Origin of the sequence: Pseudomonas sp. MWU13-2100 (assembly GCF_023242365.1) — a bacterium.
Classification (GTDB): Bacteria; Pseudomonadota; Gammaproteobacteria; order Pseudomonadales; family Pseudomonadaceae; genus Aquipseudomonas.
The window spans coordinates 1-24,171 of sequence record NZ_JALLIX010000051.1; the positions used below are offsets into that span (position 1 = coordinate 1).

Annotated in this window: 16 protein-coding genes; 9 read left to right on the top strand and 7 right to left on the bottom strand. The window is 62.1% G+C overall.

Annotation, left to right across the window (positions count from 1 at the left end; genetic code table 11):
* Nucleotides 1-127: 127 nt before the first annotated feature.
* From M5B99_RS25920 to mfd, 3 genes are read right to left on the bottom strand one after another with little or no spacing between them, the layout of a single operon-like run.
* The gene (locus tag M5B99_RS25920; protein ID WP_412548762.1) at nucleotides 128-2,833 is read right to left on the bottom strand and encodes a DEAD/DEAH box helicase; all 2,706 of its coding nucleotides are present in this window, start codon (nucleotides 2,831-2,833) and stop codon (nucleotides 128-130) included.
* Between the two features lie 7 nt (nucleotides 2,834-2,840).
* Nucleotides 2,841-3,407: a CsiV family protein gene (locus tag M5B99_RS25925; RefSeq protein WP_248806725.1), complete on the bottom strand. Its 567-nt coding sequence runs from the start codon at nucleotides 3,405-3,407 to the stop codon at nucleotides 2,841-2,843.
* 10 nt (nucleotides 3,408-3,417) lie between these two features.
* Nucleotides 3,418-6,867: a transcription-repair coupling factor gene (gene mfd / locus M5B99_RS25930; protein WP_248806726.1), complete on the bottom strand. Its 3,450-nt coding sequence runs from the start codon at nucleotides 6,865-6,867 to the stop codon at nucleotides 3,418-3,420.
* A 351-nt stretch (nucleotides 6,868-7,218) separates the two neighbouring features.
* On the opposite strand from mfd, the gene M5B99_RS25935 reads away from it, so the two are divergent.
* From M5B99_RS25935 to M5B99_RS25955, 5 genes are all read left to right on the top strand, one after another.
* The gene (locus M5B99_RS25935) at nucleotides 7,219-8,682 is read left to right on the top strand and encodes a glyceraldehyde-3-phosphate dehydrogenase (protein ID WP_248806727.1); all 1,464 of its coding nucleotides are present in this window, start codon (nucleotides 7,219-7,221) and stop codon (nucleotides 8,680-8,682) included.
* 678 nt (nucleotides 8,683-9,360) lie between these two features.
* On the top strand, nucleotides 9,361-10,572 hold the full coding sequence (locus tag M5B99_RS25940) for an HlyD family secretion protein (RefSeq protein ID WP_248806728.1): 1,212 nt from the start codon (nucleotides 9,361-9,363) through the stop codon (nucleotides 10,570-10,572).
* On the top strand, nucleotides 10,569-11,822 hold the full coding sequence (locus M5B99_RS25945) for a hypothetical protein (RefSeq protein ID WP_248806729.1): 1,254 nt from the start codon (nucleotides 10,569-10,571) through the stop codon (nucleotides 11,820-11,822). The genes M5B99_RS25940 and M5B99_RS25945 overlap by 4 nt, the downstream gene beginning before the upstream one ends.
* A gap of 1 nt (nucleotide 11,823) precedes the next feature.
* The gene (locus M5B99_RS25950; RefSeq protein ID WP_248806730.1) at nucleotides 11,824-13,971 is read left to right on the top strand and encodes a glycosyltransferase family 2 protein; all 2,148 of its coding nucleotides are present in this window, start codon (nucleotides 11,824-11,826) and stop codon (nucleotides 13,969-13,971) included.
* 12 nt (nucleotides 13,972-13,983) lie between these two features.
* Nucleotides 13,984-15,456: an efflux transporter outer membrane subunit gene (locus M5B99_RS25955; RefSeq protein WP_248806731.1), complete on the top strand. Its 1,473-nt coding sequence runs from the start codon at nucleotides 13,984-13,986 to the stop codon at nucleotides 15,454-15,456.
* Nucleotides 15,457-15,554: 98 nt separating this feature from the next.
* On the opposite strand, the gene M5B99_RS25960 is transcribed toward M5B99_RS25955, so the two are convergent.
* Nucleotides 15,555-16,853, bottom strand: a complete 1,299-nt coding sequence (locus tag M5B99_RS25960) for an MFS transporter (protein WP_248806732.1) — start codon at nucleotides 16,851-16,853, stop codon at nucleotides 15,555-15,557.
* A 180-nt stretch (nucleotides 16,854-17,033) separates the two neighbouring features.
* Nucleotides 17,034-17,600, bottom strand: a complete 567-nt coding sequence (locus M5B99_RS25965; protein WP_248806733.1) for a chalcone isomerase family protein — start codon at nucleotides 17,598-17,600, stop codon at nucleotides 17,034-17,036.
* Nucleotides 17,601-17,969: 369 nt separating this feature from the next.
* Here M5B99_RS25965 and sthA point away from each other — a divergent pair, with 369 nt between their 5' ends.
* The gene (gene sthA / locus M5B99_RS25970) at nucleotides 17,970-19,364 is read left to right on the top strand and encodes a Si-specific NAD(P)(+) transhydrogenase (protein ID WP_248806734.1); all 1,395 of its coding nucleotides are present in this window, start codon (nucleotides 17,970-17,972) and stop codon (nucleotides 19,362-19,364) included.
* Nucleotides 19,365-19,406: 42 nt separating this feature from the next.
* Here the strand turns inward: sthA and M5B99_RS25975 are convergent, their stop codons facing one another.
* Nucleotides 19,407-20,129, bottom strand: a complete 723-nt coding sequence (locus M5B99_RS25975; protein WP_248806735.1) for a glycerophosphodiester phosphodiesterase — start codon at nucleotides 20,127-20,129, stop codon at nucleotides 19,407-19,409.
* Nucleotides 20,130-20,196: 67 nt separating this feature from the next.
* Nucleotides 20,197-20,784, bottom strand: coding sequence for a PilZ domain-containing protein (locus M5B99_RS25980; protein ID WP_248806736.1), 588 nt, complete (start codon nucleotides 20,782-20,784; stop codon nucleotides 20,197-20,199).
* Between the two features lie 94 nt (nucleotides 20,785-20,878).
* Between M5B99_RS25980 and M5B99_RS25985 the strand changes: the two genes are divergently transcribed.
* From M5B99_RS25985 to M5B99_RS25995, 3 genes are all read left to right on the top strand, one after another.
* Nucleotides 20,879-22,129 carry a lipoprotein-releasing ABC transporter permease subunit gene (locus tag M5B99_RS25985; protein WP_248806737.1) on the top strand — a complete coding sequence of 417 codons (1,251 nt, stop codon included), beginning with the start codon at nucleotides 20,879-20,881 and terminating at the stop codon, nucleotides 22,127-22,129.
* A 7-nt stretch (nucleotides 22,130-22,136) separates the two neighbouring features.
* Nucleotides 22,137-22,820: a lipoprotein-releasing ABC transporter ATP-binding protein LolD gene (lolD, locus tag M5B99_RS25990; RefSeq protein WP_177126855.1), complete on the top strand. Its 684-nt coding sequence runs from the start codon at nucleotides 22,137-22,139 to the stop codon at nucleotides 22,818-22,820.
* A 69-nt stretch (nucleotides 22,821-22,889) separates the two neighbouring features.
* Nucleotides 22,890-24,134 carry a lipoprotein-releasing ABC transporter permease subunit gene (locus M5B99_RS25995; RefSeq protein WP_248806738.1) on the top strand — a complete coding sequence of 415 codons (1,245 nt, stop codon included), beginning with the start codon at nucleotides 22,890-22,892 and terminating at the stop codon, nucleotides 24,132-24,134.
* The last annotated feature ends 37 nt before the right edge of the window (nucleotides 24,135-24,171 follow it).

Below are 24,171 nucleotides of genomic sequence, written 5' to 3' on the forward strand. Positions count from 1 at the left end.
GGTTGTATGTGAACGTTCGATTCGCCCCGCAGATTGTGGGAGCCGGATTTATCCGCGAAGAGGCCCTTGAGGCCACCAATAGCTTCGCGGCGCTGCGGCGCCCCGACAAGTCAGCTCCTACAGAGGGTCAGCCGCCGATTTTGTTGTCTGGCAGCGGTGCGAACAGCGCTTCGATATCGTCGTTCTGCAACTGCCAATCGCCCGCCTGGCGACCGTCGAGCACCCCCGCGGCCAGGTCCGATTTTTCCCGTTGCAGGTGCTGGATCTTTTCCTCCACCGTGCCACGGGCAATCATCTTGTAGACGAATACCGGCTTCTCCTGGCCGATCCGATAGGCGCGGTCGGTGGCCTGGTGTTCGGCGGCCGGGTTCCACCACGGATCGTAGTGGATCACCGTGTCGGCTTCGGTGAGGTTCAGCCCCACGCCGCCGGCCTTGAGGCTGATCAGGAAAATCTGCAACTTGCCGCTCTGGAAGTCCTTGACCGGCGTGCGCCGGTCGCGGGTCTGTCCGGTCAGCAGCGCATACGCCACCCCGCGTTTACGCAATTCGACCTCGATCAGCGACAGCATCGAGGTGAACTGCGAGAACAGCAGGATCCGCCGCCCCTCGTCGAACAGCTCATCAAGCATCTCCATCAGGCTGTCGAGCTTGCCGGAGGCGCTGCCGCGTGCCGGCAAGGGCGCGTCGTTGACCAGGCGCAGGTCGCAGCAGACCTGACGCAGCTTGAGCAGCGCCTCGAGGATGATGATCTGGCTGCGGGCCACGCCCTTGCGGGTGATCTCGGCGCGGACCTTCTTGTCCATGGCCAGGCGCATGGTCTCGTAGACATCGCGCTGGGCCTCGTTGAGTTCGACCCAGTGGATGATCTCGGTCTTCGGTGGCAGTTCGGTGGCCACCTGTTCCTTGGTGCGGCGCAGCAGGAAGGGTTTGATCCGGCCGTTGAGGTGTTGCAGGCGGACTTCGCTGGCGTGTTTTTCAATCGGCGTCCGATAGTCGCGGTTGAAGCTCTTGACGTCGCCCAGCCAGCCCGGCAGCAGGAAGTGAAACAGCGACCAGAGCTCGCCCAGGTGGTTTTCCAGCGGCGTGCCGCTCAGGCACAGGCGTTGTCGCGCATCCAGCTCGCGGGCGGCCTGGGCGGCCTTGCTGCCGGGGTTCTTGATGTACTGCGCCTCGTCGAGGACCAGCACATGCAGCGGTTGGGCCTTGAGCAGTTCAATATCCTTGGGCAGCAGGGCATAGGTGGTGAGCAGCAGGTCGTAATCCTGCAATTGCTCGAAATGCTTCTTGCGCCCGGCGCCGTACAGCGCCAGCACCTTGAGCTGCGGGGTGAAATGCGCGGCCTCGTCCAGCCAGTTGGGAATCAGGCTGGTCGGCATCACCACCATGCAGGGGCGGTCCAGGCGCCCGGCCTGCTTTTCGCTGAGGATGTGGGCCAGGGTCTGCAAGGTTTTGCCCAGGCCCATGTCATCGGCCAGGATGCCGCCGACTTCCAGTTGCCTGAGCGATTGCATCCAGCTCAGGCCCTCGTGCTGATACGGGCGCAGCGTGGCGTTGAGACCTTCGGGGAGCGTCGCGCTGTAGTCGCGGATATCCCGCAGCCGCTGGGCGAAGCCACGGATCTGTTCGCCGCCTTCCCAGAGCAGCGACAGCTCGTCCAGCGGGTTGAGCCGGGTCGCATCGGCATGGCTCAGGCGCAGGCGAGTGGTGCCGGGCTCTTGCAGGTAGAACTCGCCCAGGGTGTTCAGCACCGGCCGCAGGCGTCCATAGGGCAAGGCGACCTGGAGTGGCCCGTGGCTGCCGCCGGGGGAGGCCGGTATATTCACCAGAATCAGTTCGTCGTCGCGGCGCCGGGCCAGGCGCTCGGGGTTGAGCAGTTCGGTATGCGAACGCACCAGGTTCAGCAGGATCGGCAGCAGGCTCAGGCGCTCACCGTTGACGATAATCCCCAATTCCAGGTCGAACCAGTCGCGTTCGGGGGCTTCGTCGACCGTGGCGTACCAGTCCTCCACGGGGCTGAGGTCGAAACCGAAGTCGTCCTCGATCTGCAATTCCCAGCCTTGGGCGCGCAGGTCTGGCAGTTCGTTGAGGGTGAAGTTCAGCCAGGCGCTGTCATTGACCATTTCGAACAGTTCGCCGGCACTTTCCGGCAACGCCTTGCTCTGGCGCGTGGCGATCTTGAATCCCAGCAGGCGCAATTGCTCGCGACAGGCTTTTTCCGCTTCAAGCTGGCGCTTGATGCGCAGGCTCTGGTGCTCCTGGCGCAGGATGATATCGGCGTTTTTCTGCCCGCTGACGTACTCGCCCAGGTAGTCGAAGGAGAGGGCCGCGCGGTGCTGGATATAACGTTGCATCCGCCCGTTGCGCGGCTCGAAGGCGCTGAACTCGATGCTTGCCAGCCACAGGCGCGGCACCGGCATCAGGTCATCGATACGCTGTTGCGGCAAGGGCGACGGCGTGCGCGCATCCAGCACGGCCTGGAGTTTTTCCAGCAATTGGGCGTCCTTTTCCGCCGCCGGGTAGGCCAGGGTTTCCTGGACTTGCAGCAATACCGCGGCGGTGTGCTTGCAGCAGTTGCGCACCGGGCAGGTACAGGTGGCGTCGACCACCAGCAGCGTGCCTTTGGCGGACTCGCGCAGGTGAATGGTCTGGCGGTAGGTATTACCGCCCGAGCCTTCGCAACTGGCGATAATGGTGCTGTCACCGGCCTGGACGATCCTCACGCGGTTTTCCAGGGCGTAGCGCCGGCCCCGTTCCAGGCTCTGTTCCTTGAAGCGACTGACCCAGGACGCGGCGAGCGGTTTCGTCAGGGCGGGCGTCAGGGACGAGGGCATCGGACGTTCACTGGTCGAGATTCTGTGACGGCGCTTCGCGTTTCGATGCGGCGAGTGAGGTCACCTTGAGCAGCAGGGCGAGGTGGCCGGCATCGAGGAAGTTGAGTTGGCCGTTCTTGGTCTGGCTGGTCTGGTTCAGGCGTTCGCTGGCACTGACCACGCCGTTCTTGTCGAACTGGTTGACCCAGAACTGCGCTTGCACGTCGGTGAAGCGCTTGAGGGTGAAACTCAGCGTGCCCTGCACCGGGAACTGGCCGAACTGTTCCTGGCCTTCGGTGATCGAAACCAGGCTCGGCTGGTCGCTCAGAGGTTGTTGCCAAGCCCTGTGCAGCAGCACCTCGTAGTTGCCGCTGGCGCCGAGTTTGGCGGTCATCTCGTTGAGGCTGGGGGTGCGTTCCTGGTCGGCGGTGACCGGCTTGGCCCCCTTGGCCCAATCCTCGGGCGCCGGTTGGCTCTGGAAGGGTTGCTCCAGGTTCTGTCGGATCAGGATCATTTCGATCTGATACAACTCGTCGGCCAACGCCGCCGGGGCGATCAGGACCAACAACAAGGCCAGCGAGGGTATCAGGCGCATACGGCGTCCTTCAGGCAGTTTTCGGGGTGAGGCGTTCGAACAGCGCCTCCAGTGTATTAAAGCGTTCTTCCGCACGTTCCATCGGTACCATGAACTTGAACAGGGTGGCACCTTCGAATTTGTAGCGGTTGGGCTGGCCCTGGATCAGCTTGATCAGCGCCAGCGGATCGACCGGGGTGTCCGCGGCGAACTCGATGCGCCCACCTTGCGGACCACCGTCGACTTTCTTGATGCCCAACTGCTCGGCCTGCAGTTTGAGCAGGGTCAGGCGCACCAGGTTCTTGGTCGGTTCCGGCAGCAGGCCGAAGCGGTCGATCATTTCCACTTGCAGGTCCTTGAGGCCCTCTTCGTCGGACGCCGAGGCGATGCGCTTGTAGAGGATCAGCCGGGCGTGCACGTCCGGCAGGTAGTCTTCGGGGATCAGCGCCGGCAGGCGCAGGTTGATTTCCGGACCACCGCCCAGGGGCTGGTCGAGGTTGGGTTGCTCGCCCTTGCGAATGGCCTTGACCGCGCGTTCGAGCATTTCCATGTACAGGGTGAATCCGACCGCCTGGATCTGCCCGCTCTGGCCGTCGCCCAGGAGTTCGCCGGCGCCACGGATTTCCAGGTCGTTGGTGGCGAGCACGAAGCCGGCACCGAGGTCCTGGGTATTGGCGATGGCCTCCAGGCGCTTTTCCGCGTCGGGCGTGATCTGCTGGCGACCCGGGGTCAGCAGGTAGGCATAGGCCTGGTGGTGACTGCGCCCGACCCGGCCACGCAACTGGTGCAACTGGGCCAGGCCGAACTTGTCAGCGCGCTCGATGATAATGGTGTTGGCACTCGGCACGTCGATGCCGGTCTCGATGATAGTCGAGGCGATCAGCACGTTGAAGCGCTTGTGGTAGAAGTCGCTCATCACCTGTTCGAGTTCGCGCTCGCGCATCTGCCCGTGGCCGATGCCGATGCGCGCTTCCGGCACCAGTTCGGCGAGGTCGGCGGCGCATTTCTCGATGGTCTTCACATCGTTGTGCAGGTAGTAGACCTGGCCGCCGCGCAGCAGCTCGCGGAGCAGGGCCTCCTTGACCGTACTCTTGTTCTGCTCCATGACGAAGGTGCGCACCGACAGCCGGCGTGCCGGCGGGGTGGCGATGATCGACAGGTCACGCATGCCCGATACTGCCATGTTCAGCGTACGCGGGATCGGCGTGGCGGTCAGGGTGAGGATGTCGACTTCGCTGCGCAGGGCCTTGAGCTGTTCTTTCTGGCGCACACCGAACCGGTGTTCCTCGTCGATGATCACCAGGCCCAGGTTCTTGATCTTCACATCGTCCTGCAGCAGCTTGTGGGTGCCGATAACGATGTCGATCTTGCCTTCGGCGAGGTCCGCCACCGCGGCGTTGACTTCCTTGGTGGATTTGAAGCGGCTCATCACCTCCACGCTCACCGGCCAGTCGGCGAAGCGATCGCGGAAGCTGTTGTAGTGCTGCTGGGCGAGCAGGGTGGTGGGTACCAGGATCGCCACCTGCTTGCCGCCGTGCACAGCGATAAAGGCCGCGCGCATGGCCACTTCGGTCTTGCCGAAGCCGACGTCGCCGCAGACCAGGCGGTCCATCGGCTTGGGCGCGAGCATATCGGCGCGCACGGCGTCGATGGTGGTCTGCTGGTCCGGGGTTTCCTCGAACGGGAAGCCGGCGCTGAAGGTTGCGTAGTCGGCTTTCGGGTCGGCGAAGGCATAACCTTCGCGGGCGGCGCGGCGGGCATAGATATCGAGCAGTTCGGCGGCGACGTCGCGCACCTGTTCGGCGGCCTTGCGCTTGGCTTTCTGCCAGGTTTCCGAACCCAGGCGGTGCAGCGGGGCGAGGGCGTCGTCGCTGCCGGTGTAGCGGGCGATCAGGTGCAGGTTGGCCACCGGCACGTAGAGTTTGGCGCCCTCGGCGTAGGCCAGGGTGAGGAACTCGGCGATCTGGTTGTCGATCTCCAGGGTCGCCAGGCCCAGGTAGCGGCCGACACCGTGGTCGATATGCACCACCGGCGCGCCTTCGCGCAGCTCGGTGAGGTTCTTGATCACCGCGTCGTTGTTGGCGTCGGCGCGTTTTTCCCGGCGCCGGCGCTGCATCACGCGCTGACCGAACAGCGGGCTTTCGGCCACCAGCGCCAGTGCCGGGTCGTCCAGCACCAGGCCTTCGTCCAGCGGCGCGATGGTGATCGCCAGGCGCTCCTTGCCGGCGACAAAGTCCGGCCAGCTGTCGACGGTCTTGGGGCGCAGCTTCAGGCGTTCAAGCAGTTCCAGCAGGACTTCCCGGCGCCCGGCGGATTCGGCGGTGAACAGCACGCGGCCGGGAAACTCATCGAGGAAGGCGGAGAGCGCCGCCAGCGGCTGGTTGGCCTTGGCCTCGATCGCCAGGTTCGGCAGTTCGCGGGCCGGAAAGCGTTCACGGCCGATGCCGGTTTCCACGTCCTGCTGGCTGGCGACCACCCGTGGCCAGTTTTTCAGGCGGGCGAAGCAGTCTTCCACCGGCAGGAACAGCTCGGCCGGTGGCAGCAGTGGTCGGGTCGGATCGACACGGCGTTCCTCGTAGCGGTTGCGCACATCGTTCCAGAAGTTTTCCGCCGCCTGTTCGATGCCCGGCAGGGAGAACACCTGGGTGTCCTGGGGCAGGTAGTCGAACAGGGTCGAGGTTTCCTCGAAGAACAGCGGCAAGTAGTACTCGATACCGGCGGGGGTGATCCCGCTGTTGAGGTCCTGGAAGATCGGGCAGCGGCGGAAGTCGACGTCGAAGCGTTCGCGAAAGCGTGCCTTGAAGCGGGTGACCGCCTCTTTCTGCAGGGGAAACTCCTTGGCCGGTAGCAGGCGTACCGAATCGACCTTGTCGATGGAGCGCTGGTTTTCCGGGTCGAAGGTGCGCAGCGTCTCGATCTCGTCGTCGAACAGGTCGATGCGGTACGGCAGCTTGCTGCCCATCGGGAACAGGTCGATCAGGGCGCCGCGCACGGCGAACTCACCATGTTCGTAGACCGTGTCGACGCAGCGGTAGCCCGTGGCCTCCAGTCGTGTACGCATCTGCTCGACATCGAGCTTCTGGCCGATATCCAGCACCAGGCTGCTGCCCAGCAGGAACTTGGTCGGGGCCAGGCGGTGCAGGGCGGTGGTGATCGGTACGACCAGCACGCCATGGGCCAGCTCCGGCAGTCGATAAAGGCTGGCAATGCGCTGGGAGATGATGTCCTGGTGCGGCGAAAACAGATCGTAGGGCAGGGTTTCCCAGTCCGGGAAATGCAGCACCGGCAAGTCGGGGGCGAAGAAGCTCAGCTCCTGTTCGAGCCGTTCGGCGCTTTGGCTGTCGGCGGTCAGTAGCAGGGTGAAGCGCTTGGCAGCGCTGGCAGCCTCGGCAATGGCCAGGCTCAGGGCGGCACCGGGGAGATTGCCCCAGTGCTGTTTACCTGCCGCGGCAGGGAGAAGCGGTAGACGCAGAACGGGCACGGAAGGTTGAGCTCCAAGCGTTGCGACAAAGTCGGTAATTGTAACGGTCCTGGGTGCCGCCTGTCAGTTGCAGACTGTTTCTATTACGCAATGAGGGAAATGTAGTGGCTATGACAAGAAATAGCGCTTTTCAACCCATTATGTAGTGCCGTATTGGCCGGATGTTTTGGAGGGTTACGGACAAGTCGCCAATCAGCGCTCATTCCGTGCCTTGCTGCAAGCCGCGTGTTTACTGGGCTGGCGCGGGGTGCACTTTTTAAAAAAGGTTTTTTCTTGGCCCGTGTACGACAGCCGCGCATTGCTCGCAGGGCCACTCGGCGGCATAATGTAGCCCCTTTTTTCAGCCCCTACATGTGGAAGGTTCCCGTGACTCAGAAGCCCGACCAGTGTCTTGGTGAGTGGATTGATCGTGAAGCGCTTGCAGAAGCGATGATCCCGCTTATCGGTCAGCTCTACCGCAATAACAATGTGGTGAGTTCGATCTATGGCCGCAGCCTGATCAACCAGTCTGTCATCGCGATTCTCAAGGCTCACCGCTTTGCTCGCCATCGTCAGAGCGATGATGTCGAACTGTCCGTCCACGAGACTTTCCCGCTGCTCAAGGCGATGAGCGAGCTCAAGCTGGGTGCCGCTTCGGTGGATCTGGGCAAGCTGGCCGTGAAATTCAAGGCGCAAGGCAATGGCCGCAGCGCCGAGCAGTTCGTTCGCGAAGAACTGGCCGATGTAGTTGGCCAGCAAAGCGCCGCCGGCCGCAAGGGCACTGACGTGGTGCTGTACGGTTTCGGTCGTATCGGTCGCCTGCTGGCCCGTATCCTGATCGAGAAAACCGGTGGCGGCGACGGCCTGCGCCTGCGTGCCATCGTTGTGCGCAAGGGGGCCGAGAACGACCTGACCAAGCGCGCCAGCCTGCTGCGTCGCGATTCGGTGCATGGTTCCTTCAACGGCACCATCACCATCGACGAAGAAAACAACACCATCACCGCCAACGGTAACCTGATCCAGGTCATCTACGCGAAGAACCCGACCGAGGTGGACTACACCCAGTACGGCATCAAGAACGCCTTGCTGGTGGACAACACTGGTGTATGGCGTGATGCCGACGGCCTGGGCCAGCACCTGACCTGCCCGGGTATCGATCGCGTTGTTCTGACCGCACCGGGCAAGGGTAAGCTGAAGAACATCGTGCACGGGATCAACCACGGCGAAATCACCGCCGAGGACAAGATCGTTTCCGCGGCGTCCTGCACCACCAACGCCATCGTGCCGGTGCTCAAGGCGGTCAACGACAAGTTCGGCATCCTTAACGGTCACGTTGAAACGGTTCACTCGTACACTAACGACCAGAACCTGATCGACAACTTCCACAAGGGCAATCGTCGTGGACGCAGTGCCGCGCTGAACATGGTGATCACCGAGACCGGTGCCGCCACCGCTGCAGCCAAGGCCCTGCCTGAGCTGGCCGGCAAGCTGACCGGCAATGCTATCCGTGTGCCGACGCCGAACGTGTCGATGGCCATTCTCAACCTGAACCTCGAGAAAGCCACCACCCGCGAAGAGATGAACGAGTACCTGCGCTACATGGCGCTGCATTCGGACCTGCACAAGCAGATCGACTTCGTCAATTCCCAGGAAGTGGTCTCCACCGACTTCGTCGGTTCGCGCCACGCCGGTGTGGTCGACGCCGAAGCGACCATCTGCAACGACAACCGTGTTGTGCTGTACGTCTGGTACGACAACGAGTTCGGTTACAGCTGTCAGGTGGTCCGCGTGATGGAAGACATGGCTGGGGTCAACCCACCTGCGTTCCCGCGCTAAGCACTCGTTGCACATGAAAACGCCCCGACTTGTCGGGGCGTTTTTCATTGTGCCAAGTGTGTAATGGACTTGTCGCGAAGACTGTGTTGATGTGCTGAGTGGATCGATGTTTTATATCGCTTTCATCTGGTAAGTTGTTCAGTTGGAGCGATATCCATATAGAAGGGTTTTTAATTTTATTTTTCGATGAATTAAAAATCCCAGGGAAAATAATCAGTTGCGGATCACGCGTTGCGGGCGCTCATCTAATGGATCCATTCTTTCGAGGCGCTATATAATTGGCGCCATTAAAATGTTTGTGTCTGGGCGCTTGACACTGGAAAAGACCCAACTTAGTGTCGCCTCTGACAACACCCGAGCTTGCCGGGAACTAGCTATCAAAAGGCCTGTATTTAGCCATCAGGCCGGGGTGAAGTCCGCGAGCTTCCTTTCAGTAATAAACAGGCAACATAAATAGTGGATAAGTGGTCACTATGAGCGGATGCCAACTTCCAAAAAGACAGGAATATCATTCCTGCTCACAACACTAAGAAACCAACTAAGTCGGGCCGATCAAGTCGTGGCCTGATGATGGGACATCTTTGCTGGCAACACTGCTTTATGCCTTTCACGATAACGTGCGGCTATTGGCTGCTTGTTGAGAATGAATGTCTTCATGCCCTATCGGGAGAACCTGACATGACCGAAGAGCGCACAAGGCACTTTCCATTGTCCCTGTTACCCCGGTTGGTGGGTGTGGGCATTCTGGTCTTCATCCTATGGTTGTTGCTGTCGACCTTGTTCATGCCGTTGCTATCGACGTCGGCCACCCGGGCCATTCTCAATGCGCCGGTGATTCTGCTGACCACCCCCATCGATGGTGTCGTGAGTTCCCTCGAGATCAAGTCGGGGGCCTCTTTTGTCCAGGGGCAGAAGGTGGCCGTGGTGGAAAACCCCCGGGCCAATCAAGACACGTTGTTGACATTGCAAACCCGGCGCTTGAGCCTGGAGCAGGAGTTGTCAGCATCCCTCAGCCAGTTCGAACACGACCAGCAGTACTACCAGGCGCTGGAGAAAAGCAGCCAGCAATACCAGTCGGCTTTCCGTACCCGCCAGTTGTTCGGCCAGAAAGCCCTGCGCGCCGAAAATTACGCCGCCAGCGCGCGCTTGAAAGAGGCTGAAGAAACAGTAGAGCGCAATCTCGAGTTGTTCCGCCAGGGAGCGGTCAGTAATGCCTTGGTCGACTCGTCGAAAGCCCAGTTGGCCTCGTTGCAGGGCGCCGCGGAGACAGTCAAGTCTCAGTTGGGTATCAGCAATGGCGATCTTAGCGCGGCCAACCAGCAGGTGTACCTGGACCCGGATCAGTTGCGCATGTTCGACCTCAGCTCGCATTTGGTCACCTTGAAGCTGAGCCTGGACAATCAGGAGCGCAACCGGTCCGCGGTGCAGCAGGAGCTGCAAAAGCTCGACGGGTTGATCGAGGCGGAAAACAGCCGGATCAAGCTGATGTCCGGATATGACGTGGTGGCCTATTCCGCCGGGACGGTCCAGGAAGTGGTAGCGCCCCAAGGCACGTTGGTACGTGCCGGTTCGACCCTGGTACGCGCGACCAATTGCGGGGAAAGCTACGTCGTTGCGGTGTTTCCCGAGCGTGTGGCGAGCAAAATCGATCGTGACACCGTGTTGAAGGTGAGTATTCGTGGCCTGGACGAGCCGCTGACGGCCAAGGTCGAGCAACTGTTGTCCCACTCATCCGACCTGCAGCCGGGAACGTACAGCGTACCTTTCCCCTACGCCGAGCAGAACTCCGTGTATGTGGTCGCCACCTTCGCCGCGAATCTCAGTGACAGGCAACGAAGCATGGTGTGCAAGCCCGGGCTCTGGGCTTCCGCCGAGGTGGCGGGGAAATGAGCCGCTGGCGCGGCGTGGCCTGGTTAGTCGGCGGGGTGCTGCTGGGCGTCGGGCAGGCGGCCTGGGCGGTGCCGCCCCGGGTGCAACTGGCGACGGACACCTGTGGGGCATTGGAGCGGGCGGTACGGGCTTATCCTGGTACCGATCCGGTGCTGCTGACCAGCTATCCGACCCTGGACGGACAACCTCCGGCAATATTGGCCCTGCGCGGGGTGGCCTTCACCTATGACAACGCCCTGGCCAGCATCGCCTTGTTTGCCTGTGGCAAGGCGCAGTCCGCTCGCCGGTTGGCCGATGCCCTGGCGTTCGCCGTGGAGCATGACCCCGAGTACGCTGACGGGCGTCTGCGCAATGCCTATGCGGCCGGTCCGATCAAGGGCCAGGCCATGGGCTTGTCGGGGTATTGGAGCACTGAGCGCAATGCCTGGAGTCAGGATGCCTATCAGGTCAGCAGTGCCACCGGCAATCAGGCCTGGGGGGCGCTCGCGCTGCTTGAGGCTTACCGCCAGACCGCCGAGCCGTCCTATCTTGCCGCGGCACGCCGGGTGCTGCACTGGGTCCAGCAGAACACCTACGACACCCAGGCCCCCCCGGGCTTCAGTGGTGGCGCCTATGGCTATTTCAACCGGCAGGTGCGGCAAGGTTGGAAGTCCACCGAGCACAATGTCGACCTGATAGCTGCCTGGACCGCGTTCGACCGCTTGGCAGCGGACCCGAATGCGCGGCGCCAGGCGCAGGTTGCCCTGGGCTTCGTGCAAAGTCAGTGGGATGACGGTGAGGGGCGTTTCCTGATTGGCACCGGCGAGGATGGACGAACCTCGGATCGCCTGCGCTCAGGGCTGGACGCGCAGCTCTGGCCGTTGCTGGCGGTTCCCGATCCGCCGCGGGACTGGCGTCGGGTGTTTGCCTTTGTCGATCAAAGCCACCGTTTCGCCGACGGCTATGGGTTCAACCGCAACCCCGACGGCGTCTGGACCGAGGGCACCGCCCAGGCCGCGGCGGTGGCGCGCCTGAGTGGTCTGCCCGACCGGGCCCAGCCCTTGTGGCCGGTGTTGTTGGCATTGCAGGCCGGTCACGGTTGGCTGTTCGCGACGCCGCAGGCGCAAATCAGCACCGGGCTGGCTATCGGTCCGGATTCGCCGAGCAACGATTTCTTCTACTACCACCTGCCTCATCTGGGCGCCACGGCATGGGCTGCTATCGCGGCCACCGGCGTCAATCCCTTTACCGGCGCTCAAGAGGCGAACTGACATGCAGGTACTCGACCCGTTGCAGCTTGTGCAAATCAATTTCTGGACCCTGGCTGTCGTGATTCTCTTCAGTTGCCTGACCCGGCGCGAGCAATGGGGAGCCCGGGCCGGCTTTGGGGCGATCACCGCAGTGTTGCTGATCAATTACGCCGCCTGGCGCATCCGCGACACCTTACCCGACGGCCAGGACGGATTTGCCGTGGTCTGGGCCTACAGCTTTCTGTTTTTCGAGATGATGGCCATTGGTTATACGTTGTTTTCCATTGTCGTCATGCTCTGTCGCAGCGATCACCAGGCCAGTGCCGATGCCGGCGAGCGCCGCCTGCGGGCGGCCGGGAACGACGTGCCGGCGGTGGATGTGTTTATCGCCACGTACAACGAAGGCCTGGAGATCCTCGAGAAAACCATTCTTGCCGCCCAGGCCATCGACTACCCCAACTTCACTGTCTGGGTGCTGGACGATACCCGGCGCGACTGGTTGCGCGACTATTGCGCCGAGGTCGGGGTGCAATACGCCCGGCGTGCGGACAATACCCACGCCAAGGCCGGCAACCTGAACAATGGACTGCGCCAGTCGGCGGCCAGCAGCAACGCGCCGTACATCCTGGTGCTGGACGCCGACTTCGCCGCTCAGCAACCGATCCTGATGCGCATCCTCGGGTTGTTCGAGGATCCACGGGTGGGCCTGGTACAGACCCCGCAGTTCTACTACAACCCGGATCCGATCCAGCACAACCTCGGCTCGTCCGACTGCTGGGTGGACGAGCAGCGCGTCTTCTTCGATGTCTTCCAGCCGGCCAAGGACGGCTGGGACGCAGCGTTTTGCGTGGGCACCTCCTTTGTGGTACGGCGCGACCTGATTACCCGCATCGGCGGTTTCCCCACCGGCTCGGTCTGCGAGGATATCTACACCACCTGCCGTCTGCTGCAACAAGGCTATGTGACCCGCTGGCTCAACGAACGGTTATCCATCGGCTTGTCGGCCGAGGGTTTGACCGAGTACATCAACCAGCGTGCGCGCTGGTGCCTGGGGACCCTCCAGGTGGCGTTATTGAAGGAGGGACCCTTGCGTGGCCGTGGCTACAGTCTCAATGACCGTCTGCACTACCTGCATGGTCTGATGCACTGGTTCTCCAAGCCTTTCATCCTGATGTTGCTGGTGTCCCCAGTGCTCTATTGGTACTTCGGGATTGCCGGATTCTATGCCAAGCCCGCGGATTTCCTGGCCTTTGGCATGCCTGCGCTGATCGCCTTCTGGGGCTATGGCACCTGGGTCACGGCCCGCCGAACCCTGCCGGTGTTCACCGAAGTCACGCAGATCGTCGCGTCCCTGGCGGTCACCGCGACGATTGCCAGTGCGATGATTCGTCCCTTCGGTCGCCCTTTCAAAGTGACCGCCAAAGGCCTCGATCGCACCCGAACCCTGATCCACTGGAAGCTGTTCGGATTCTTTCTGGCGTTGATCCTGTTTTCCCAGGTGGGCGCGTTCATTGCCATTGCCACGGCCGCGGCTTTCGACGGCAACATGCTGTTCAATCTGTGCTGGACCGTGGTCGCGTTGATCTACAACCTGGCGACGCTGGTGGCTTGCGTTGACCGGCCGCGGCTGCATGGTGAAGAACGCTTTCCCTCCGATGAAGCCACTGGCTTGCGCCTGGGGACGAAAACCTTTGCGGGGCGACTGGTGGATATTTCGGTCAGCGGGGTCTGCCTGTCTTGCAGCTTGGCCGCCTCGATCAAGCCGGGTGTGCATGGGCAAGTGTGGGTCCGCTCGCTGGGTTGGCTCGGGGTGGAGGTCATGCGCAACCAGGGCTCCGATCGCCTGGGGTTGCGTTTTGTCGACCTTGATGAGGGGCAGCGCCAGCGCCTTATCGCCCGGCTGTTCAGTGATGCCAGCGTCAATGTGGCCAGCAAGGCCGAGCCGGCCATGGCCTTTGGCACCCTGTTGCGCCGTTCGTTGTTGGGGGAGCGGCGTACGCTGCCGTCATTCTCCCGGATGTCCAGGACCCCGTCCTATGACGGACTCGCGAGTTATCGACCGGCTGCGCTGCGTTTGCGCAAACAGTCCCTGTCGCGGGTGGCCAGGGCCCGTGGTGGTCTGTGGGACGCCCTGGTTTCCCCCTTGCGCGCCTTGTTCGGCCTGCGTTGAGAGAGGTGGATCATGAACCGTTGCGTACCTTCGACTTGTCTGCTGTCCCTGTTGCTGCTCAGCGCTTGTTCGCTGGAGCCCGCCTACCAAAAGCCCGATGCGCCGATCGACGAGCAGTGGCCGGCCAGCTCGACAGGCTCCTGCTGTGCGGCCAAGGAGGCGTTCGATCACGATTGGCATGGATTTATCATCGATCAGCGGCTGCGTAGCCTGATCGAGCTGGCGCTGGACAACAATCGCGGCCTGCGCCAGTTCGCCGCCAGCGTGGAAGAAGCCCGGGCCGGCTATGCCGGGGCACAGTCGGCATTGTTCCCCTCGATCGGCATCGATACCTATGCCGGGCGCAGTAAGCTGCCGCCGCTGGTGCGCACGCCGGGCGGAGGCGACAGCGCGGGCAGTATCGCCAATACCTTCCAGGCGACAGCCGGCTTCACCTCCTACGAACTGGATCTGTTCGGGCGTATACGTAGCCAGAGAAGCGCCGCCGGCGCTCGCTTCGAAGCCTCCGAAGCGGATTACCAGACGGCCCGGCTGGCGCTGATCGGCGAGGTCGCCAGTACCTGGTTGAGCCTCAAGGCCAGCCAGAACCTGCTGGATCTGGCCCAGGCCACCTACGAGACCCAGAACAACTACGGGCAGTTGCTGCGCAAGAGCTACAACCTGGGCTCCAGCGCGCAGATCGATGTGCACCAGGCCGACGCGCAAACCAACACCGCGGCGGTGCAGATCAACACCTATCGCATGCAGGTGGCGCAGAACATGAATGCACTGCGGGTCCTGGTCGGTCAGCCCGTGCCCGAAGCCCTCTTGCCCAGCGGGGTGTTGGGCGAGTCCCTGGCCACCGCCGACGTGCCTGCCGGGCTGCCGTCGTCCTTGATGGCCCGGCGCCCTGACATCATGGCGGCCGAAGCCTTGCTACGGGCGGCCAATGCGGACATCGGCGCGGCGCGTAGCGCCTACTTTCCGACCTTTTCCCTGACGTCGGCGCTGGGCAGCCTGAGTGGCGATTTCTCTCACTTGCTCAGCGCCCCGGCGCAGTTCTGGTCGACCGCCCTGAGCGGCTCCCTGACCCTGATCGACGTTGGTGCCCGACGGGCCCAGGTGGATGGCGCGCATGCACGATTCGATGGCCGGGCCGCAGCCTATGAGGCGACGGTGCAGAATGCCTTTCGCGAGGCCGCCGATGCGCTCAACGCGCGACAGGAGATGCTCGTCCAGGTGGCGGCGCAGAAACGTCTGGTGGAGGATTACCAGGCGGCCTATCGCCAGTCGCGCTTGCGGTTCGAGGCGGGCATGGACAGCTACTTCTCGACCATGGATGCCCATCGCTCGCTATTCGAGGCACAGCAGAAATGGTCGCAGCTGGAGCTGGCGCGGGAGATCAATCAAGTGAACCTGTACAAGGCCCTGGGAGGAGGCTGGAGCCAGTCGTTGAAGGTCGCCGGTGAGCCGCGTGTGGCACAACCGCCAAGGCCGGCGCCTTGAGGGAGCTCTTGGCAGACCGTCGCGCGGCGTCCGTGCCGCGCGCGAGGTGACCAGCAAGCGCCGGCATGGCAGGCGTTTGCTCGGGGGAGGGCGTCTGCTCAGCCGCGGCTGGAGACGGCCATCTGCGCGGTGCGCAGTTCATGCTTGTTGCCACGGAACAGCACCAGGGTCGCAATCAGCCCCAGGACCGCCGCGGCACTGAGCCAGATGCCCGGTGCCGCCTTGTTGTTCAGTACGTGGATCAGGTAGGTACAGACCGCCGGGGTAAAACCGCCGAAGGTCGCCGTTGCCAGGCTGTAGGCCAGGGAGAAGCCGGTGGTCCGCACTTCGACCGGCATGATCTCGGTCAGGGCCACGACCATGGCACCGTTGTAGGAGCCGTAGAGGAACGACAGCCACAGCAAGGCAATCAGCAGGTGACTGAAGCTTGGCGCCGCCACCAGCCAGGACAGCACTGGATACGCCGTGAGGATAGCCAGGATGGTCGCTGCCAGCAGCAACGGCTTGCGCCCGATCTTGTCAGACAGCGCACCCATCACCGGCAGCCAGAAGAAGTTCGACAGACCGATGCACACGGTCACCAGCAAAGCGTCGAAGTCCGACAGATGCAGCTCAGCCTTGCCGAAGGTCGGGGTGTAGGCGGTGATCAGGTAGAAGGACACGGTGGTCATGATCACCAGCGCCGTGCCTGCCAGCACCAGGCCGAAGTTCTGACCGATTGAGCGCATCACTTCCGACAGGTTCGGACGATGTTTGCGTGCCTGGAACTCAGGTGTCTCTTCCAGCGAGCGACGAATGATGAAAATCGCCGGAACGATCATGCAGCCCACCAGGAACGGCACGCGCCAGCCCCAGTCACCCATCTGCTCGGGGCTCAGCCAGTGGTTGAGGCCCACACCCAGCAGGCCGGCGAAGACCACCGCTGCCTGTTGGCTGGCGGACTGCCAACTGACGAAAAAGCCCTTGCGACCCGGGGTCGAGATCTCGGCCAGGTAGACCGAGACGCCACCCAGTTCGACACCGGCGGAGAAGCCTTGCAGCAGCCGACCGAGCAGTACCAGCAGTGGTGCGGCCACGCCGAGGGTCGAATAGCCCGGGACACAGGCGATCAGCACCGTACCCGCGGCCATCAGCGCCAGGGTGATGATCAGGCCTTGGCGACGACCATGGCGGTCAATGTAGGCGCCGAGGAAAATCGCACCCAGTGGACGCATCAGGAAGCCGGCACCGAAGGTGGCCAGCGAGAGCATCAGGGAGGCGAAGGCGCTGTCGTTGGGGAAGAAGGTTTTAGCGATGGCCGTGGCATAGAAGCCGTAAACCATGAAGTCGAACATCTCGAGGAAGTTGCCGCTGACAACGCGAAAGATCGCCTTGCCTTTGCCTGTGTTTGAGGCCATTTTTTTCACTCACTTTATCTGTCTTATAAGCAATCCGTCGTCTCTGCTCGTCTTCACTGAACCTTTCAGGCATACGCACGCTGGCAGAACAGTTTTGTAACGATATGTGTATTGGGGGCGCCAGGCAACAAAAAAACCTAGCTTGCTGGCTAAATGGCACAACCCTTGATTTAGACGGCTTCAATCGGGGTTTTGTGCCAGCAGTGTTTCCCGTAACGGCGCCGACAGGCCTTGTGGGGCCAACCAGATCGCGAAGTACACCCTGGCCAGTTCAGGATCGCGACTGCTGAAGATCACCTGACCGTTGCATTCCAGGTTCAGCCCGTGTCCGACCCGATAGTCGAGCGCATAGCGATCACCCCGCTGAATGTCCTTGAAACTCTGTTGCAGGCTGTCCAGTTTGCCTCTCAGGCGCGCCAGAGTGGCGGCTGTTTGCTGGCGTTGCAGGGTGGTGGTGGCGGCCTTGATCAAGTCGTTGCGGTCAATGTCGCGAAAGTAATAGAGCTCCAGGCGCTGGTCGCGCAGTTCGGTGAAGGCCTGGCGGGCGCTGATGCCGGGGGCGCTGTACAGCGCGGCGGCATAGACGTCGGCCCAGAGGTAGGTGAGGACGGTTTGCCCCTTGAGTTCGAGGGTTTCGCTGCCGCTGCGCCATTGACTGGGGAAATGCGCTTCCTTCAGGCGTTCGGCGGGACCAGCCCAGGTCAGCGCGCTGAAGATCAGCAATAAGGAGGCGATTATCTGACGCATAATGGTCAACTCCGGAAAGGGCCTTTCTAAAGAATATGTCAAATCCACAGGCTGCCGTGGCTTTGTTACGAGCCTGGGGGCTGGGCTGGGATTACGCGGAGAAACACCCGATTGCCGCATTTTTTGTGATACCTGCCGATACAGGTTTCGTCACACCGTCGAATCAGGCGTTCGAGCGCCCGGCCAAGGGTGACGGACATAACATGTAGTGCAGGCAAAGCTGGCCTACGACGCGACCAAGGGTTAATGTGCGCGGCGTTGAAGCTTCTATAGACTGCACACCGAGATTTGATCCTTCATGTCGCTGGCCGCGACATGATTTAGCCGCAGGTGCCAGAGGGGTGCCTCGGCCTGTTCTGAGGAGTACGCATGGCTGTCTACAACTACGACGTAGTGGTACTGGGTTCCGGCCCGGCTGGTGAAGGCGCGGCAATGAACGCCGCGAAAGCGGGGCGCAAGGTGGCGATGGTCGACAGCCGCCGCCAGGTCGGCGGTAACTGCACCCACCTGGGGACTATCCCGTCCAAGGCCTTGCGTCACTCGGTCCGGCAGATCATGCAGTTCAACACCAACCCGATGTTCCGGGCCATTGGTGAGCCGCGTTGGTTTTCCTTCCCCGACGTGCTGAAAAGCGCGGAGAAAGTCATTGCCAAGCAAGTCGCTTCGCGCACCGGCTTCTACGCCCGCAACCGCGTCGACCTGTTCTTCGGCACCGGCAGCTTCGCCGACGAGCAGACCATCGAAGTGGTCTGCTCCAACGGGGTGGTCGAGAAACTGGTGGCCAAGCACATCATCATCGCCACCGGCTCACGTCCGTATCGCCCGGCCGATATCGATTTCCACCACCCGCGTATCTACGATAGCGACACCATCCTCAGCCTTGGTCACACGCCGCGCAAGCTGATCATCTACGGGGCCGGGGTCATCGGTTGCGAATACGCCTCGATCTTCAGTGGCCTCGGGGTGTTGGTGGAGTTGGTGGACAACCGCGACCAGTTGCTCAGCTTCCTCGACTCGGAAATTTCCCAGGCGTTGAGCTACCACTTCAGCAACAACAACATCACCGTGCGCCACAACGAGGAGTACGACCGGGTCGAAGGCCTGGACAACGGGGTGATCCTGCACCTCAAGTCCGGCAAGAAGATCAAGGCCGACGCCTTGCTCTGGTGCAACGGTCGTACCGGCAACACTGACAAGCTGGGCATGGAAAATATCGGGGTCAAGGTCAACAGCCGTGGCCAGATCGAAGTCGACGAGAACTATCGCACCTGCGTGCCAAACATCTATGGCGCCGGCGATGTGATCGGCTGGCCGAGCCTGGCCAGTGCCGCCCACGACCAGGGCCGTTCGGCGGCGGGCAGCATTGTCGACAACGGCAGCTGGCGTTTCGTCAATGACGTACCAACCGGGATCTACACCATTCCAGAGATCAGTTCGATCGGCAAGAACGAACAGGAGTTGACCAAGGCCAAGGTGCCTTACGAAGTGGGCAAGGCGTTCTTCAAGGGCATGGCCCGGGCGCAGATCGCCGGCGAGCCGCAAGGCATGCTGAAGATCCTGTTCCACCGTGAAACCCTGGAAGTGCTGGGTGTGCACTGTTTCGGCTATCAGGCCTCGGAGATCGTGCACATCGGTCAGGCGATCATGAACCAGCCGGGTGAGAACAACACCCTGAAGTACTTCGTCAACACCACGTTCAACTACCCGACCATGGCCGAAGCCTATCGGGTAGCCGCTTACGATGGCCTCAACCGGCTTTTTTGAGCGGCTCCGGCCGGTGGCCTGAGCCGGCCGGGGAGACCGATTTCAGCCTTTGCCAAGTGTGGCCATGGCCAAACCGGGAAAGTCTGTAATCAGGCTATCGACGCCGAAGTCGGCGAGCCTGCGCATCAGCGCGGGTTCGTTGACCGTCCACACCGACACATGCAGACCCTGGCGCTGAGCCTTGATCAGGCGTTCCGGGGTGCAGAGTGTCCAGTTCAACGCCAGAATCTCGCAGCCATAGCTCTGGGCGACCTTCAACGGGTCGAGCCAGGCGTACTCGGCTACCAGTCCGCGTGACAGGTCCGGAGTCAGTTCCAGGGCCGCCTTGAGCACTTCCCGGGAGCTGGAGGTGACGGTGACCTTGTCCAGCAGGCCGAAACGCTGGGCCATTTCGCGGATCGCCAGCACGGTGGTCGCCGCCCGGGTGCGCGAGGCGCTCTTGACTTCCAGTTGCCAGTGCTCGAAATCGCACTGCTCGAACAATTCTTCCAGGCGTGGAATCGGGCAGGGCTTGATCCAGCCCGGACCGCCCTGGCGCGCGTCATAAGTCACCAGTTCGGCGGCGGAATGCTCGACTACCTTGCCGCGGCGGTCGGTGGTGCGCTTGAGGGTCGGGTCATGGATGACCATCAGTTCCCCGTCCATGGACAGGTGCAGGTCCAGTTCGCAGCGGCGTACGCCGTGCTTGAGGCATTCCTGGAAACTGGTCAGGGTGTTTTCCGGTGCTTCACCTTTGGCGCCACGATGGCCATAAATCAGAGTCACGACTGCTCCTTCGGGGGGGAATGCTGTTACAAGGTTAATACGATGGGCTGGCAGCCGCCGCAACGGCTCAACTGGCCTCGGTACCGTTCTGCTCCCGGGCCTGGCGTCGCTCCTGCGCCTGTTTCTGCAAGATATGCCGCGCCAGCAACTGGCGTTGGGCGTCGGTCAATGCTTCGAATTCGGTACCCAGATCAAAGGTGCCGAAGCTGCGGGGCGCGCAATGGGTCACCTTGGCTCGCAGCAGCAACCCGTGCGCCTGGGGCATCAGTACCATCTTGACCGCCAGGTGGCTGCCGATGGCATAGGCCATATGGTGCTCGAACTCAAGGCCACCCTCGGAAATGATCACCCGCTGCAGTTCGCCGAACTCGCCGAGGACCGAATAGGCCATCACCTGGCCCAGCAGGTCGATGCGCCTGTTCTGGGCCTTGAGGAAGGCAGTCAGGCTACGGTCGCGCTCGCTGACCTGGCGTAATAGATGCTGCGACTCGAATTCGCTCAGGTGCAGTTCGCTCAGCAGGTTGAAGAGCGGCGAAGCATCCTGCAACACTTCCTTGCTCGCCGCGTCAGGGGCGGACAGGGGGCGGATTTCCAGTGCGATCGTGTCCTCGATACGGTAGTATTCGCGGCGATCTTCTTCATCTAATGTCGACATGGCGAACCCAAGGCAGAGGTGATGGTCTGAGTGTAAAGCTGCTGACCCTACCTCGCCACAAGGACGTCTTCTTTTCCTCCGAACAAGCCCCGACATGTTCAGACCACTCTTCGTATTTATTGGCACGCGTTATACCCGTGCAAAGCGTCGCAATCATTTTGTGTCTTTCATTTCCCTGACTTCGATGATCGGACTCGCGCTTGGCGTGGTCGTGATGATCGTGGTGCTCTCGGTGATGAACGGCTTCGATCATGAGATGCGCACCCGCGTGCTGGGCATGGTGCCCCACGCGACCATCGAGTCCGACGAGCCGATCAGCCATTGGCCGGCGCTGGCCGACAAGGTCCTGAAGAACCCGAAAGTGCTGGCGGTTGCGCCATTCACCCAGATGCAGGGCTTGTTGACCAACAACGGCCAGGTGCAGAAGGTGATCCTCAATGCCATTGACCCGGTGCAGGAGCGCAAGGTCTCGATCATTGACCAGTTCATGCGGCAGGGGCAGCTCGATGCGCTGACCCCCGGCAGCTTCGGCATCGTCATCGGCGACAAGGCCGCGACCAAACTGGGCGTCGGCCTTGGCGACAAGCTGACCTTCGTCGCCCCGGAAGTCACGGTGACCCCGGCGGGCATGTTTCCGCGAATGAAACGCTTCACCGTGGTCGGCATCTTCCATGTCGGCGCCGGTGAGCTGGACGGCTACCTTGGCCTGACCAATCTTGACGACCTGGCGCGCCTGCACCGCTGGAAGCCGGATCAGGTGCAGGGCCTGCGCCTGAAGTTCGACGACCTGTTCCAGGCGCCGCGCACGGCGTGGGAGATTGCCCAGCAGTTGGGCGATGGTCATTACTACGCCCGTGACTGGACCCGTACCCACGGCAACCTGTACCAGGCGATCAAGATGGAAAAGGCCATGATCGGCCTGCTGTTGCTGCTGATCGTGGCAGTGGCGGCGTTCAACATCATCTCGACCCTGGTGATGGTGGTGAATGACAAGAAGGGCGATATCGCCATCCTGCGCACCCTGGGCGCCACGCCGGGGCAGATCATGGCGATCTTTATGGTCCAGGGCACCGTGATCGGGGTGATCGGTACGCTGATCGGCGCGGTGGTCGGCATCCTCGCCGCACTGAACGTCAGCGCCGCGATCGCCGCCCTCGAGCGCCTGATCGGCCACAAGTTTCTCAATGCCGACGTGTACTTCATCGACTACCTGCCGTCCCAGTTGATGGCCGAGGATGTGTTGATGGTCTGCGGTGCGGCATTGCTCCTGAGTTTCCTCGCCACCCTGTATCCAGCCTGGCGTGCGGCGCGCACCCAGCCTGCGGAGGCGCTACGTTATGAGTGAGTTGGGCATGAGTGAAAAAGCAGTGCTGAGTTGCCGCAATCTGGGCAAGTCCTACGAGGAAGGCCCGGAGTCGGTGGTGGTCCTGTCGGGCCTGCAACTGGAGCTGCACGCCGGCGAGCGGGTGGCGATCGTCGGCAGCTCGGGTTCGGGCAAAAGTACCTTGCTCAACCTCCTTGGCGGCCTCGACACGCCGTCCCAGGGCAGCGTCTGGCTGGCCGGCGAGGAGCTTTCCGCCCTGGGCGAGAAAGCCCGTGGCCTGCTGCGCAACCGTTCGCTGGGGTTCGTTTACCAGTTCCACCACCTGTTGCCCGAGTTCACCGCGCTGGAGAACGTCTGCATGCCGCTGCTGATCGGGCGCACCGCGATTCCCGAGGCCCGTCAGCGTGCCACGGCATTGCTGGAGCGGGTCGGCCTCGGTCATCGCCTGGAGCACAAGCCGTCGGAGTTGTCCGGCGGCGAGCGCCAGCGCGTGGCGATTGCCCGGGCCCTGGTGAACAAGCCGGGGTTGGTGATGCTCGACGAGCCCACCGGTAACCTCGACCACCACACCGCCCAGGGCATCCAGGACCTGATGCTGGAGCTCAGCACCTCGATGCGCACGGCGTTCCTGGTGGTGACCCACGACATGAACCTGGCCCGGCAGATGGATCGTGTATTGCACCTGGAAGACGGCAAACTCGTCGCTATCTGATTCGCCAGGACCTGCACCCGTTGAATTGCACGGGTGTCGGGTCGATTATTTTTCTACGGTGGCCAGCGAATGTTCAGACCGTTATCGATTTTCATCGGCACGCGCTATACCCGCGCCAAGCGCCGCAACCGTTTTGTCTCTTTTATCTCGATGACCTCGATGATCGGCCTCGCCCTGGGCGTGCTGGCGATGATCGTGGTGCTGTCGGTGATGAACGGTTTCCAGAAGGAGATGAGCTCGCGGATCCTCGGCATGGTGCCCCACGCCACCATCGTTGGCGTCAAGCCCATCGACGACTGGCAACCGGTGGCCGCCGCGGCGCTGAAGAACCCTGAAGTGACGGCGGCGGTACCCTTTACCGAAATGGATGGCATGCTCTCCTACAAGGGGGCGATGCAGCCGATCCAGATCAGTGGCGTCGATCCGGCCCAGGAAGGCAAGGTGTCGATCGTTGCCCAGCATATTGTCCAGGGCCGCCTGGAAGATCTGAAAGCGGGTGAGTTCGGGGTGGTGATCGGTGAGATCACCGCGCGGCGCTTCCGGGTGAATGTCGGCGACAAGCTGACCCTGATTGTCCCGGAGCCCAGCACCGAGCCCGGAGGCATTACCCCGCGCCTGCAACGCTTGAACGTGGTCGGGGTGTTCAAGGTCGGTGCTGAGCTGGACGGCTCCATGGCGTTGATCCATATGAGCGATGCCGCGGATATCCAGCACTGGCGGCCGAACCAGGTGCAGAGCGTGCGGCTGGCGGTGAAGGACCTGTATGCAGCGCCGCAGGTATCCACGGACATCGCCACTGGCCTGGGCAGCGATTTCAAGGCCGATGACTGGACCCATACCCAGGGCAGCCTGTTCAGTGCCATGAAAATGGAAAAGACCATGATCGGCCTGTTGTTGCTGATGATCGTCGCGGTGGCGGCGTTCAATATCATCGCGACCCTGATCATGGTGGTGAACGACAAGGGCGCGGACATCGCGATCCTGCGCACCATCGGCGCCACGCCCCGGCAGATCATGGCGATCTTCATGGTCCAGGGCACGGTGATCGGGATTGTCGGGACTCTGATCGGCGGTGTGCTGGGGGTGATCGCGGCGTTGAATGTCAGCCAGATCGTGGGCTGGATCGAGCGGGTCAGCGGGCAGCATATCTTCAGTTCCGACGTGTATTTCGTCAGTAACCTGCCATCGCAGTTGCAGGGCGGGGATGTGCTGTTGATCTGTTCGGCCGGGTTTATCCTCAGTTTCCTGGCGACGCTGTATCCGGCGTATCGGGCGGCGAAGATCGAGCCGGCGCATGCCTTGCGTTATTCGTAATCCGGGATGGCGCCAGTGGCAAGCCCGCTCGCCACAA